The sequence below is a fragment of the Streptomyces sp. NPDC059009 genome, from assembly GCF_042740175.1.
Taxonomy (GTDB): Bacteria; Actinomycetota; Actinomycetes; order Streptomycetales; family Streptomycetaceae; genus Streptomyces.
In genome coordinates, this window is record NZ_JBHYJB010000007.1 from 14,387 (window position 1) to 27,720 (window position 13,334).

General features: G+C 74.0%; 12 protein-coding genes. 5 read left to right on the top strand and 7 right to left on the bottom strand.

The window, feature by feature from the left end; genetic code table 11:
* Window positions 1-32: 32 nt before the first annotated feature.
* The gene (locus ACFWYM_RS08770; protein ID WP_384832171.1) at window positions 33-848 is read right to left on the bottom strand and encodes an SDR family NAD(P)-dependent oxidoreductase; all 816 of its coding nucleotides are present in this window, start codon (window positions 846-848) and stop codon (window positions 33-35) included.
* Window positions 849-941: 93 nt separating this feature from the next.
* A complete protein-coding gene (locus tag ACFWYM_RS08775) occupies window positions 942-1,829 on the bottom strand; it encodes an esterase/lipase family protein (protein WP_384832174.1) in 888 nt (295 codons plus the stop codon).
* 150 nt (window positions 1,830-1,979) lie between these two features.
* On the opposite strand from ACFWYM_RS08775, the gene ACFWYM_RS08780 reads away from it, so the two are divergent.
* Window positions 1,980-3,263: a PucR family transcriptional regulator gene (locus ACFWYM_RS08780; protein ID WP_384832177.1), complete on the top strand. Its 1,284-nt coding sequence runs from the start codon at window positions 1,980-1,982 to the stop codon at window positions 3,261-3,263.
* A gap of 61 nt (window positions 3,264-3,324) precedes the next feature.
* Here the strand turns inward: ACFWYM_RS08780 and ACFWYM_RS08785 are convergent, their stop codons facing one another.
* Window positions 3,325-3,747: a YybH family protein gene (locus tag ACFWYM_RS08785; RefSeq protein ID WP_384832180.1), complete on the bottom strand. Its 423-nt coding sequence runs from the start codon at window positions 3,745-3,747 to the stop codon at window positions 3,325-3,327.
* A 190-nt stretch (window positions 3,748-3,937) separates the two neighbouring features.
* Between ACFWYM_RS08785 and ACFWYM_RS08790 the strand changes: the two genes are divergently transcribed.
* The 3 genes from ACFWYM_RS08790 to ACFWYM_RS08800 all read left to right on the top strand — a co-directional run bounded on the left by ACFWYM_RS08790 (window position 3,938) and on the right by ACFWYM_RS08800 (window position 7,565).
* Window positions 3,938-5,314: a pyridoxal phosphate-dependent decarboxylase family protein gene (locus ACFWYM_RS08790; protein WP_384832183.1), complete on the top strand. Its 1,377-nt coding sequence runs from the start codon at window positions 3,938-3,940 to the stop codon at window positions 5,312-5,314.
* 63 nt (window positions 5,315-5,377) lie between these two features.
* A complete protein-coding gene (locus ACFWYM_RS08795; RefSeq protein ID WP_384832186.1) occupies window positions 5,378-5,887 on the top strand; it encodes a DinB family protein in 510 nt (169 codons plus the stop codon).
* Window positions 5,888-6,044: 157 nt separating this feature from the next.
* The gene (locus tag ACFWYM_RS08800; protein WP_384832189.1) at window positions 6,045-7,565 is read left to right on the top strand and encodes an MFS transporter; all 1,521 of its coding nucleotides are present in this window, start codon (window positions 6,045-6,047) and stop codon (window positions 7,563-7,565) included.
* Between the two features lie 48 nt (window positions 7,566-7,613).
* Here ACFWYM_RS08800 and ACFWYM_RS08805 read toward each other — a convergent pair whose 3' ends face one another.
* Genes ACFWYM_RS08805 through ACFWYM_RS08820 form a run of 4 tightly spaced genes read right to left on the bottom strand, consistent with a single transcriptional unit; the run spans window position 7,614 to window position 12,523 of the window.
* The gene (locus ACFWYM_RS08805; RefSeq protein ID WP_384832192.1) at window positions 7,614-8,765 is read right to left on the bottom strand and encodes an XdhC family protein; all 1,152 of its coding nucleotides are present in this window, start codon (window positions 8,763-8,765) and stop codon (window positions 7,614-7,616) included.
* A complete protein-coding gene (locus tag ACFWYM_RS08810) occupies window positions 8,758-10,956 on the bottom strand; it encodes a xanthine dehydrogenase family protein molybdopterin-binding subunit (RefSeq protein ID WP_384832195.1) in 2,199 nt (732 codons plus the stop codon). The genes ACFWYM_RS08805 and ACFWYM_RS08810 overlap by 8 nt, the downstream gene beginning before the upstream one ends.
* Window positions 10,953-11,942, bottom strand: a complete 990-nt coding sequence (locus ACFWYM_RS08815; RefSeq protein ID WP_384832198.1) for an FAD binding domain-containing protein — start codon at window positions 11,940-11,942, stop codon at window positions 10,953-10,955. The genes ACFWYM_RS08810 and ACFWYM_RS08815 overlap by 4 nt, the downstream gene beginning before the upstream one ends.
* Complete coding sequence (locus tag ACFWYM_RS08820) at window positions 11,939-12,523, bottom strand: (2Fe-2S)-binding protein (protein ID WP_384832201.1); 585 nt, start codon at window positions 12,521-12,523, stop codon at window positions 11,939-11,941. Before ACFWYM_RS08820 ends, ACFWYM_RS08815 begins: the two co-directional genes overlap by 4 nt.
* A gap of 221 nt (window positions 12,524-12,744) precedes the next feature.
* Between ACFWYM_RS08820 and ACFWYM_RS08825 the strand changes: the two genes are divergently transcribed.
* On the top strand, window positions 12,745-13,323 hold the full coding sequence (locus tag ACFWYM_RS08825; RefSeq protein ID WP_384832204.1) for a TetR/AcrR family transcriptional regulator: 579 nt from the start codon (window positions 12,745-12,747) through the stop codon (window positions 13,321-13,323).
* Window positions 13,324-13,334 lie beyond the last annotated feature (11 nt).

The following is a 13,334-nucleotide window of genomic DNA, read 5'->3' on the forward strand; positions in this document are numbered from 1 at the left end:
CCGGCCGTCCCCGGGGGCCCTCTGAGGTGGCGTCAGCCCTCCGCGCGCGGGCGCACGCTGAACTCGAAGGCGGCCGTGCCGGGGTCCAGGGCCGTGACGCCGCCGTCGACGGTGAGCGTGGCGCCGTTCACGTAGGACGCGGCGGGCGACAGGAGCCAGGCGATCGCCTCCGCGACCTCCTCGGGCGCACCGGGACGGCCCGCCGGGGTGAGCCGGGTCGCCTCCTCGTACGCCGCGTCGGCGCCGCCGTCCCCGAGCCCCGCCTCCCGTGCGAACCGCTCCATCCGCCCGTCGGCCATCTCCGTGCGCACCCAGCTGGGGCAGACGGTGTTGGCGCGCAGGCCCTGCCGTCCGTAGTCGACGGCGAGCGAACGGCACAGCTGGAGCAGGGCCGCCTTGGACGTCGCGTACGCGGCGTTGGCGACGCCGTTGCGCAGCGCCGCGACCGAGGCGACCGCCACCACGGAGCCGCGCGCCGCCAGCAGGTGCGGCAGCGCGGCGCGCAGCAGCAGGAACGGCCCGGTCAGGTTGGTGCGCAGGACCAGGTCCCAGTCCTCGTCCGACAGGTCGCCGACCGCGCCGCTGCGCCCGACACCGGCGTTGAGGACCAGGCCGTCGATCCGCCCGTAGGTGGAGACGGCCGCCTCCACGAGGCCCGCCACCTCGTCGGGGTCACCGGCGTCGGAGGGGTGCGCGAGGGCGCCGGTCTCCTCGGCGATGCGGCGCAGCGGTTCGGGCCGCCGCCCCGAGACCACGACCCGGTCCCCGGCCGCCCGCAGGCCGCGCGCGGTGGCCGCCCCGATCCCTGTACCCCCGCCGGTCACGATGACAACTCGCTGATCTGACATACCGCGAGCATAAGCAGGGCGGCCGGGCGGCCCGGACGCGTTTCGGCCAGGTCGGACGACGGGTGGACGGCGGATGGGCGGCGGGGGGCGGGCTCAGCCGGGTGAGCCGACCGCGCACACCTTGATGGGCGTCGCGTGCTCGGGGTCGAGCGCGTTGCGGACGAGGTGCCAGACGTTCAGGTCGTACGCCTCGCCGATGTGGCCGACCGGGTCGAGGGGGCAGAAGTCCTGCACGTACTGGTTGGTGACGCCCGGCTCGCGGACGAACGAGGTCTCCGGCGGCGTGACGATCTCGTCGTAGCGCGAGGTGATGATGGTGTACGCGATGCCGGGCTGGGCCACCGGGCCGTCGTTGAGGGCCTTGACGGCGGGGCCGCCGGGGAACTCGTCGGACAGGACCGGGAAGCCGAGCTTCGCCACGATCGTGTCGAGGGTGCCGCGCCCGAGGATCTTGTCGCCGAGCTTCACCAGGCCCGCCGCGTCGGTGCCGTGCGTGGGCGGGGCGATGGCCACGACGCGCTTGATGTGGGACTGGATTCCCTGCATCTTCGCCAGGTACAGCGACTGCAGACCGCCCTCGGAGTGCCCGACGACGTCGACCTTGGCGGCCCCGGTGCGCTCCCGCACCTTCTCCACGTACTCCTTGATCTCGACGTTCGACTCGGCGACCGGCTTGAGCCCGCCGACCAGCGGGAACTCGGGGTAAGCGCCGTAGGTGAGGGCGAAGGTGCAGTAGCCGCGGGCGGCGAGGTCCGCCTGGAGGAAGTTGATGTCCTCGTACCAGGTGGCGAAGGTGCCGTGGAGCAGCACGACGGGTTCGGGGTGGGCCGAACCGGGCTTGCAGGAGAAGTCGTTGATGCCGCCGGTGGCGGCCTTGGCCGGACCGTCGGTCGCGGTCGCGGGCAGGGCCGCGCCGAGAACGAGGGTCAGGGCGAGGCCCGTGCGGGCTAGCCAGCGAGGGACCCGGGGGGTGCGCGCCATGGGAGGTCCTTTCGTGAGGGCGACGGCAGCGGGTGGGTGACCGGCCGGTACTGTCCGGCTGCACAGAATGGCCCCCGCACGGCCCCGCTGTCCCTTGGCGGTACGCGCAGAAGGCTTCCCGCCGCGTTTGTGCACGGTGACAATGCGGGGATGGATGCCGCCTCGAAGAGCGAAGCGATGGGGCCGGAGGCCGGGCTCGGACCCCAACCCCCCTCCGGGCTGGCCGCACTGCTCCCCCGCGTCGGCGCCATCGCCGCCGCCGCGGCCGCCCGCTGCGTCACCGAGATCCCCGACTACCGGGAGCTGCCCGCGCACGTGCTCGACGGCGACCTGGTGGCCAACACCGAGGCGGTGCTGCGGCTCTTCGTCACCACGGCCGGGGAGGGACGCCCGCCCACGCAGGAGGAGTTGGACGCGCCCATCGCCTGGGGTGCGGAGCGGGCCAGGGACGGGGTGCCGCTCCACGCCGTCCTGCGGATCTATCCGCTGGGCGCCCGCGAGGCATGGCGGCTCGTACGGGCCGAGCCCGGCGTGGGCATCGACCCGGATCTGCTGGCCGAGCGGCTCCTCGACTTCCTCGGCGCGGTGGTGCCGCGCGTCGCGGAGGCGTATCTGCGTGAACGAGCCCATCTGGACTGGGAGTTGCGCGAGCACCGCCAGGGGCTTGCCGGGACGCTGCTCGCGGGGCGGCCCGCGCGCCGGGCCGCCGAGCGGTACGGGCGCACCCTCGCCGACCGCTACGAGGTGGTGGTCTGGCGGATCCCCGAACCCCCGTCGGCCACGCGATCGGGTCCGGCCCGCGGCCGGAGCCGGGGGCGGGTCGGCACGGACGGGCTGCGGGCCATCCGCTCCGAACTCGACCTGTCCCCCGAGGTGTTGGCGACCTTCAAGGGAGACGGCGGCGTCCTCCTCGTCCCGGCGGACGAGCAATCAGCAGACCAGAGGCGGGCAGGCGAGCGGCAGGGGGACGCCGTGGCCGCGCTCCTGGCCCGCCTGGAGAGGGCCGCAGCCACGCCCTGCACCGCCGCCTCCGCCCTCGCCCCGCACCACGACGCGATCCCCGCCGCCCACGCCGAGGCCACCGAAGTCCTCTCCCTCGCCGAGCACTTGCGGCGCCCGCCCGGCCGCTACCGGCTCGCCGACCTCGCCATCGAGTACCAGCTCGCCCGGCCGGGCCCCGCCCGCTCGGCCCTGGCCGACACCCTCGCGCCGCTGGCCCGGCACGCCCATCTCGTGGACACGCTGCGGGAGTTCATCCAGTGCGGCTACCGGCGCGGCGAGGCGGCGGCCGCGCTCACCGTCCACCGCAACACCCTCACGTACCGCCTCGGCCGCATCCAGGTCCTCACCGGCTACGACCCGACCGTCCCCGACGACGCCCGCCGCCTCGCGGCCGCCATGACCGCGTACGACATCGTCCGCTCGGCCGGGTAGCCGGGCGGAGCGACTCGGGGCACGCTCAGGGTGCGGCTCCCCACCCGCCCGGAACTCGCGCTCAGCCCTCCAGGGACTCGTACGGGAACGAGTGGTGCTCATGGGCCACGACCCAGCGCCCCTCCTCCTTGCGCAGCCCGAGGGTGAGCCGCAGCCGCTGCTCCGGGCGCGCGGCCAGCTCGTCGGGGGTGCCGCAGCGCAACAGGGCGTGGGCGTAGGCGACTTCGGCGCCCGCGGTGACGTCGAGCGCGACGATGTCGAAGCAGGCGCCCTGGGCCTGCCACGCGAAGAACGGCGGCCACACCGCGCGATACGCGTCCAGGCCCCGGACCCCGTCCTGCGGCGGCGGCACGTCGAACATCACGATGTCCTCGGCGTGGTCGGCCAGCACACCCGGCAGATCGCCCCGGTGCACCGCGCGGGCCCACTCCTCGACCAGGGCCCTGATCTGCTCCTTGTCCTGTTCCGCGTCCTGCTGCGCCACGGCTCGGCTCCTCGCTCTCCGTCGAGTCCCGCCGCCGGAACTCCCTCCTCTCCGACCCTAGGCACGGAGAGGGGGACGAAGAGGCCACCTGCCTCCGATTGGCCCAGGCGCCCCGGCGTGCGCGCGGCCTAGCCTGCACCCCGTACCCGCTGGCCGGAGCCCTCCTCCGCGCCCGACGAACGGAGCCCGCGTGCACCCCCGACTCGCCGCCGATCTCGACCAGTTGCCGCAGCACCTGGACACCACGCGGCGGCATGCCACCGCCCTGCTCGGCTCGCTCGCACAGCGGCCGGTCGTGCCGGAGTGGCAGGCCCCCGAGCCCGTCGCGCTCCCGGAGGGTGCGGGCGGGCTCACCGCCGCGCTCGACGCGTTCGCCGAGCGGTGGGAGCCGGGTCTCTCGGCCGGCGCGGGTCCGCGCTACCTCGGGTTCGTCACCGGGGGCGCGACCCCGGCCGCCCTCGCCGGCGACTGGCTGACCGCCGCCCTCGACCAGAACCCCACGTCCTCGCTCGACCCCGCAGGTCCCCAGCTCGAACGCGAGACGGTGGGCTGGCTGCGCGACCTCTTCGGCCTGCCGGACGCGCACGAGGGCGCCTTCGTCAGCGGCGCCACCCTGTCCAACACGGTGGGCCTCGCCATCGCCCGGGAGTGGCTCGGGGAGCGGCGCGGCGTCTCGGTCGCCGAGGAGGGGGTGACGGCGCTCGGCCCGGTGCGCGTCGTGTCGGGTAGCCCGCACTCCAGCATCGCCAAGAGCCTCGCGGCCCTCGGTCTGGGGCGCGCCTCGCTGGTGCAGGTGCCGACCCTGCCGGGCCGTGAGGCGGTCGACCCGGCGGCGCTGGAGGCCGCGCTGCGCGGGCCGTGCATCATCGTGGCGAACGCGGGCACCGTCAACACCGTCGACTTCGACGACCTGCAGGCGCTGGCCGACCTCCGCGACCGGTACGGGTGCTGGCTGCACGTGGACGCCGCGTTCGGCGCGTTCGCCGCCCTCTCCCCCGCCCACGCACACCTGGTGGCCGGGCTCGGGCGCGCGGACTCGGTCTGCGTGGACCTGCACAAGTGGCTGAACGTCCCCTACGACAGCGCCGTGCAGTTCACCCGCCGCCGCGACCTGCAGGCCCGCGTGTTCCAGAACGCCGCCGCCTATCTGGGCCCGCTGGGCGAACGCCCCGACCTGGTCCACCTGACGCCGGAGAACTCCCGCCGCCTGCGCGCCCTCGCGGCCTGGTTCACGCTGCGCGCGTACGGCAGGGAGGGCCACCGGGAGATCGTCGAGCGCTGCGCGGCGGGCGCCCGCGCCCTCGGCCGGGCGATCGAGGACCTGCCCGGACTGCGGCTGCTCGCCCCGGTCCGCCTGAACGTCGTCTGCTTCACGCTGGCCGCCGGCCCCACCCCGCAGCGCCTCGCCGCCCTCGCCCGCGAGCTCTCCGACGAGGTCTTCATGACACCCACGGAATACGGGGGCGTGCCCGCCCTGCGCGCCGCGTTCAGCAACTGGCGCACCGAGGAGTCCGACGTCGCGCGCATCGCGGCGGCGCTGGAGCGGGCCACCAAGGACCCCTCCTAGGGACGGCGTGGGCGCCGCGCTTACATTCGCCCTCAACGACGGCACGAACGAGGAGCACCGCCAGTGACCACGGACCACCGCACGGGACCACCCAGCATGGGCGACGAGCGCGAGACGCTGCGGGCCTTCCTCGACTACCACCGGGCGACCCTCGCGATGAAGTGCGAGGGGCTCGGCGACGAGGAGCTGCGGCAGCAGTCGATGCCGCCGTCGACGCTGTCGCTGCTCGGCCTGGTGCGGCACCTGGCGGAGGTGGAACGCGCCTGGTTCCGGCGCGTGTTCGAGGACAACGACGCGCCCATGGTCTGGTCCGACACGATCGACTTCCAGGCGGCGTACGACGCGTCGGCGTCCACCCGCCAGGAGGCGTTCGCGGCCTGGGAGGCCGAGGTGGAGAACTCGCGCCGCATCGAACGGGAGGCCGCCTCCCTCGACCTCGTCGGGCACCAGCCCCGCTGGGGCGAGGACGTGTCGCTGCGGATGGTGATGGTGCACGTACTCCTGGAGTACGGGCGCCACAACGGACACGCGGACTTCCTGCGCGAGGGCGTCGACGGCACCGTGGGCGCCTGAGAGCGGTGTGCGCGCCTGAGGGCGCCCGCGCGGAGTAAGCCACCTCACACCCCTTATCGAAACCATGTCGTTTCGGTGATGGGCTATGCTCGACGGGTACGAAACCGTTTCGTTCACTAGGCGGCGCCCGGTGAACGACCCTCCCTGGAGTGGCTTCATGACGCAGTCCGTGACCGACGGCGCCCCCACGGGCACCGTCACCGCCCCGCCGGGGCAGGAGCAGTCCCCGGCACAGCAGTCGGGCAAGCGCTGGTGGATCCTCGGTGTCATCGGCATCGCGCAGCTGATGGTGGTCCTCGACGCCACCATCGTGAACATCGCCCTGCCCTCCGCCCAGGCCGACCTCGGCTTCTCGGACGGCAACCGGCAGTGGATCGTCACCGCGTACGCGCTCGCCTTCGCCTCCCTGCTGCTGCTCGGCGGCCGCATAGCGGACCTCTTCGGCCGCAAGCCCGCCTTCCTCGTCGGCGTCGCCGGGTTCGCCGGGGCCTCGGTGCTCGGCGGCGCCGCGAACAGCTTCGGGATGCTGGTGACCGCCCGCGCACTCCAGGGCGTCTTCGGCGCGCTGCTCGCGCCCGCCGCGCTCTCCCTGCTCAACACGACGTTCACCGACGCCAAGGAGCGCGCCAAGGCGTTCAGCGTCTACGGCGCGATCGCCGGTGCCGGAGGCGCGGTCGGCCTGCTGCTCGGCGGCATCCTCACGGACGCGCTCGACTGGCGCTGGACCCTCTACGTCAACCTGGTCTTCGCCGTCGTCGCCTTCGCCGGTGCCTGGATGCTGCTCGGCAACCACCGGGACGCGGCGGGCGCCAAGCTGGACCTGCCCGGCACCGTGCTGGTGTCGGCCGGACTGTTCTCGCTGGTCTACGGCTTCTCCAACGCCGAGACGCACGACTGGAGCTCGCCGCAGACCTGGGGCTTCCTGATCGCCGGCGGTCTGCTGCTCGCCGCGTTCACCTGGTGGCAGACGCGCGCCGCGCACCCGCTGCTGCCGCTGCGCGTGCTGCTCGACCGCAACCGGGGGGCCTCGTTCGTGGCCGTCCTGATCACCGGCGCGGGCATGTTCGGCGTCTTCCTGTTCCTCACCTACTACCTGCAGCTCAACCTCGGCTTCAGCCCGACGAAGACGGGCCTCGCCTTCCTGCCGATGGTCGCCGCGATGATGGTGATGGCGCAGGTCGCCACGACCATCCTGGTGCCGCGCATCGGGCCCAAGGCCGTCATCCCCGCGGGCTTCGCCCTCGCCACCGTCGGCATGGCCTGGCTCACCGGCATCGGCCTGACCTCCAGCTACGCCTCGGCCGTGCTGCCGCAGCTGATCCTCATCGGTGCGGGCCTCGGCGTCGTGATGCCGCCCGCGATGGCGATGGCCACCAGCGGCGTCGCCGCGGCGGACGCGGGCGTGGCCTCCGCCACGGTCAACACCATGCAGCAGGTGGGCGGTTCGATCGGCACCGCGCTCCTGAACACCCTGGCCGCCAGCGCCGCCACCAGGTACATGACGGACAAGAACCCCGCCGACAAGCTCGCCAGGGCCCAGTCGACGATCGAGAGCTACACGACCGCCTTCTGGTGGTCGGCCGGGTTCTTCGCCGCCGGTGCCGTCATCGCGTTCCTGCTCTACCGGCGGGGTGTGCAGCAGCAGGATGCCGACGGGGCACCGGTCGTCCACATGTGACGGTCGGCAAGCGCCGAGAGCGTACGGGGGTACGGGGCGGGGCCTGGGTCAGGCCACGCCCCGTACCGCTCCCTCTCCCCCGGTGCCCGTGCGGTGGATCGGCCGGTCCGAGCCGGTCAGCGGCGCACCCGTGCCGCCCTGCCGGTCCGCGACGATCTCCGCGGCGATCGACAGGGCGGTCTCCTCGGGCGTACGGGCACCCAGGTCGAGCCCGATCGGGGACCGCAGCCGGGCCAACTCGGCCTCGGTGACGCCGACTTCGCGCAGCCTGCGGTTGCGGTCCTCGTGCGTGCGCCGGGAGCCCATGGCGCCGACGAACGCGACGGGCAGGCGCAGGGCGTCCGCCAGCAGGGGCACATCGAACTTGGCGTCATGGGTGAGCACGCACAGCACCGTGCGGGCGTCGGTCGTGGTGCGCCGCAGATAGCGGTGCGGCCAGTCGACCACGATCTCGTCGGCGTCGGGGAAGCGGGCCCGGGTCGCGAAGACGGTCCGGGCGTCGCACACCGTGACGTGGTAGCCGAGGAACTTGCCGACCCGGACGAGGGCGGCGGCGAAGTCGACGGCGCCGAACACGATCATGCGGGGCGGCGGCACGCTGGCCTCGACGAGGACCGTCAACTCGGCGTCCTCGCACCGCGATCCGCTCTCCGAGAGGTCGACGGTGCCGGTGCGGCCCGCCGCGAGCAGGTCGCGGGCCTCGGCCGCCGTCGCCCGGTCGAGTTCCGCCGTGCCGCCGAACGTGCCCTCGTACGTGCCGTCCTCCTGGACCAGGAGCGCGGCGCCGAGCAGTTCGGCCGGGCCCCGCACCACGCGGGCGAGCGCGGCCGCCCCGCCCCGGGCGGCGGCCGCGAGGGCCGCCGCGTACACGGAGCGGGCCGGGGCGGCCGCGCCGACCGGCGTCACCACGACATCGATGACGCCGCCACAGGTGAGTCCGACCGCGAAGGCGTCCTCGTCGCTGTAGCCGAACGACGCACGGACCGTCTCGCCGTCCCGCAGCGCCTGCTCGCACAGCTCGTAGACCGCACCTTCCACGCAGCCGCCGGAGACCGAGCCGATGACCGTGCCCGCGGCGTCGACGGCGAGGGCCGCGCCGGGCGGGCGGGGTGCGCTGCCGCCCACCGACACGACGGTGGCGACGGCGAACTCCCGGCCCTCCTCGGCCCATTGATGCAGCTCGGCGGCGATGTCAAGCATCGCCGTCCTCGGCGGAGCCGGAGCGCGGGCGGGCCGCGTCGAGGACGCGGTCCGGCCGGATCGGCAGGTCGCGGTGGCGGACGCCGGTCGCGTGCCAGACCGCGTTGGCGATGGCCGCGGCGGCCCCGACGATGCCGATCTCGCCGATGCCCTTCACACCGACCGGGTCGCCCGGGATCGGGTCGTCCACCCAGTCCGCCTCGATGAGCGGCACGTCGGCGTTGGCCGCGACGTGGTAGTTGCCGAAGTCCGGGCCGACATGGGCGCCGGACCTCCGGTCGCGGACCGCCTCCTCGTGCAGCGCCATGGACAGGCCCCACGTCATGCCGCCGATCAACTGGCTGCGCGCCGTCAGCGGGTTGACGATCCGGCCCGCCGCGAAGATGCCCAGCATGCGCCGCACCCGGACCTCGCCGGTGGCGGTGTCGACGGCGACCTCGGCGAACTGCGCGCCGAACGAGTGCCGCTCCTGCGGCGGCAGCGCGGCGATGGCCTCGGCGCTGTCCGCGCGGACGGTGAGGCCCTGGGGCGGGATCTCCGCGTTCACGGCGAGCTGGGAGCGCAGTTCGCGGGCGGCGTGCATGACCGCCCACCCCCACGAGCGGGTGCCCATGGAGCCGCCGGCGACCCAGGCGGGCCCGAAGTCGCTGTCCGCGATGCGCACATGGACGCGCTCGGGCGCCACTTCGAGGGCGTCCGCCGCGATCTGGGTGAGCGCGGTGCGGGCGCCGGTGCCGACGTCCGCCGCGGTGATCCGCACCGTGAAGCCGCCGTCCGTCTCGGCGGTCACCGACGCCGTGGACGGGGCGACGCCCGAGGTGTAGGTGGCGGCGGCCGTGCCGGTGCCGAGCAGCCAGCGCCCCTCGCGGCGGATACCGGGACGCGGGTCGCGCGCGGACCAGCCGAACCGGCGCGCGCCCTCCTCGAAACAGGCCAGCACATTGCGGCTGTTGAACGGCAGGCCCGAGACGGGGCCCACGTCCGGTTCGTTGCGGACGCGCAGCGCGATCGGGTCGACGCCGCACTTCTCGGCGAGCTCGTCCAGCGCCGACTCCAGGGCGAACGAGCCCGGCGCCTCACCCGGGGCACGCATCCACGTCGGCGTCGGCACGTCGAGGCGGACGACGCGGTGGGCCGTGTGGTGGGCCTCCGCGTCGTACAGGACGCGGCCCAGCGCGGCGCTCGTCTCGATGAACTCGTGCATCGACGACGTGAGGTTCTGCGCCTCGTGGCTGAGCGCGCGCAGCCGTCCGTCGGCGTCGGCGCCGAGCCGGACCCGCTGCGCGGTGGGGCTGCGGTAGCCGACGAGGGAGAACATCTGCCGCCGCGTCGTGACGACCCGGACCGGGCGCTGCAGCGCGGTCGCGGCCATCGCGGCGAGGATCTGGTGCGCGCGCGGACCCTTCGACCCGAAGGCCCCGCCGACGTGTTCGGAGCGCACCCGCACCGAGTCCGGGTCGAGCGAGAACAGCTTGGCGAGTTCGTCGGCCACCCAGCGGCTGCCCTGGTTCGAGTCCACGATCTCCAGGCGGCCGCTGTCCCAGCGGGCCGTGGCCGCGTGCGGCTCCATCGAGCTGTGGTGCTCTTCGGGTGTGGTGTAGCGGGCGTCCACGACATGGGCGGACGCGGCGAGTTGGGCCGCCAGGTCGCCCTTGAGGGTGTCCGCGTCGAAGCCGGGGTTCTCGGGGGTGTAGGTGCCGGGCCGTCCTGCGGAGAAGGAGACGTCGTGCGGCTCCTCCTCGTACTCGACGACCAGTGCCTCGGCGGCCTCCCTGGCCTGCTCGGAGGTCTCGGCGACGACCAGCGCCACCGGCCAGCCCACGAACGGCACGCGATCGTCCTGGAAGATCCGCACGATCGGGTCGGGGCGGCCGAGCGCGCCGATGTAGTCGGTTTCGAGGCGGGGCGCGTCGCCGTGGTGCAGGACGGTGAGGACGCCCGGCATCGCCTCGACGGGCTCCGTGTGCACCGCGCGGATCCGGCCACGGGCGATGGTCGACAACACCATCCAGCCGTGGGCGAGTTCGGCGAAGGGGATCTCCCCCGCGTACCGGGCCGCGCCGGTCACCTTCTCGACGCCCTCGACGCGGGTGCGGGCGGTGCCGACGGCTCCCGTCACGCCGGAGGGGCGGGCCGCGGTCGTCGTGCCGGTCGCGCCGGTCGGGGTGCTCGGTGCCGACGGAGCTGTCATCGGGCCGCCTCCTCGGTGAGTTCGGTCAGCACGGCCACGATCAGGTTGCGCAGCAGCGTCACCTTGTAGCCGTTGTCGGGCAGGGGCTGGGCGGCGGCCAGTTCGGCGTCCGCCGCGGCGGCGTACGCGGTGGCGTCGGCCGGGCCGCCGGTGAGCAGCGCCTCGGCGGCGTGGGCGCGCCACGGCCGGGAGGCGACGGCGCCGAGGGCGAGCCGGGCCTCCCGTACGACACCGCCTTGGATGTCGAGGGCGGCGGCCACGGAGCCGATCGCGAAGGCGTACGAGGCGCGTTCGCGCACCTTGCGGTAGCGGGACGCGGCTGCGGGCGCCGGGGGCAGGGTGACGGCGGTGACGAGCGCGCCCGGCGGCAGCGCCGTCTCCAGGTGCGGGGTGTCGCCGACGGGCAGGTAGAAGTCCGTGAGCGCCAACTCGCCCGGCCCGGACTCCGTTTCGTACTCCACGACCGCGTCGAAGGCGGCCAGGGCCACGCCCATGTCGGAGGGGTGGACGGCCACGCAGTGCCCGGAGGCGCCGAGGATGGCGTGATTGCGGTGCTCGCCCTCGACGGCGGGGCAGCCGCTGCCCGGGACGCGCTTGTTGCACGGCTTGGCCACATCGGCGAAGTAGCCGCAGCGGGTGCGCTGGAGCAGATTCCCGCCGACCGTCGCCATGTTGCGCAGCTGCCCGGAGGCGCCCGCGAGCACGGCCTGTGTCAACGCCGGGTAGCGGCGCCGGACTTCGGGGTGGGCGGCCAGGTCGCTGTTGGTGACCGTCGCGCCGATGCGCAGGCCGCCGGCCGCGGTCGACTCGATCCGGTCCAGGGGCAGTTCGCGGACGTCGACGAGGCGACCGGGCCGCTCGACGCCGCTCTTCATCAGGTCGACGAGGTTGGTGCCGCCGCCGAGGAAGCGGGCCTCCGGGTCGGCGCCGAGCAGCGCGACCGCGCCGGAGACGTCCTGCGCCCGCTGGTAGTCGAACTCCCTCACGCCGCGGCCTCCTTGACCTTGTCTTCGCCGTCTGCGCCGTCTTCGCCCTGCTCCGCGGCCTCGGCCGCCCGTGCGACGGCCTGCACGATGGACACATAGGCGCCGCAGCGGCAGAGGTTGCCGCTCATGCGCTCGCGGATCTCCTCGGCGGTCAGCGGCGCCGGGCCGGCCTCGGGCCGCACATCGGCGGTGGCGGCGCTGGGCCAGCCCGCCGCGTGCTCCTCGATGACACCGAGGGCCGAACAGATCTGGCCGGGCGTGCAGTAGCCGCACTGGTAGCCGTCCAGATCGAGGAACGCCTGCTGGACGGGGTGCAGTTGGCCGCCTTCCGCCACGCCTTCGATGGTGGTGATCTCGCGACCCTCGGCAGCCACGGCGAACTGCAGACAGGAGACGGTGCGGCGGCCGTCGACCAGCACGGTGCAGGCACCGCACTGGCCTTGGTCGCAGCCCTTCTTGGTGCCGGTCAGATCAAGGCGCTCGCGCAGTGCGTCGAGCAGGGTGGTGCGATGGTCGACGGGCAGGGTGTGCTTCTCGCCGTTCACCTGCAAAGTGATGGCGCTGGACGTCGAGGGGGCCATGAACAGCCTTCTTTCGCGAATGTCGGGCGAGGGCTGGGGCGAAGGGGAGCAACGGCGACAGGGGGAAGAGGAGAAAAAGGGAAGGGGCGGGCTGGGGGGCTCTTTCCAGCCGCGGGTGCCGCTATGGTGGAGTCAACCGGACAGCTGTCCGCTACAAGAACCTAACGGACAACTGTCCGCTTATCAAGGGCGGCCCGGCACACTTTCCCGGAGGAGGACGCGTGCGGCGGAAAAACGACGCACCCCTGCGCTCGGACGCGCAGCGCAACCGCGAGCGCATCCTCGAGGTGGCGCTCGCGGAGCTGACGCGCTCGGCGGACGCCCCGCTGAGCGCGATCGCGAAGAAGGCCGGGGTCGGGCAGGGCACGATCTACCGCCACTTCCCCAACCGCGAGGCCCTCGTCCTGGAGGTCTACCGCTACGAGGTCCACCAGGTGTCCGAGACCGCCGAGCAGCTCCTGCGGACCCGGCCGCCGGACCAGGCCCTGCGCGAGTGGATGGACCGCCTCACGCAGTACGCGATGGCGAAGGCGGGCCTGCTGGGCGCGTTGCGCAACGTCACCAGCGCGCACGGCACGTTGAAGGGCCTCGGCCACGGCCCGCTGACCGCGGCCGTCACGCTGCTCCTGGACGCGAACGAGAAGGCCGGAACGATTCGCCCCGGGGTGAGCGCAGACGACTTCATGCTGGCCATCGCCGGGCTCTGGCAGATCGACCCGCAGGGCGACTGGGAGGCCCGGGCGGGCCGGCTGATGGATCTGGTCATCGACGGGCTGCGGGCGGGGGCGCCGGGGCGCTGACCCAGCCCTTG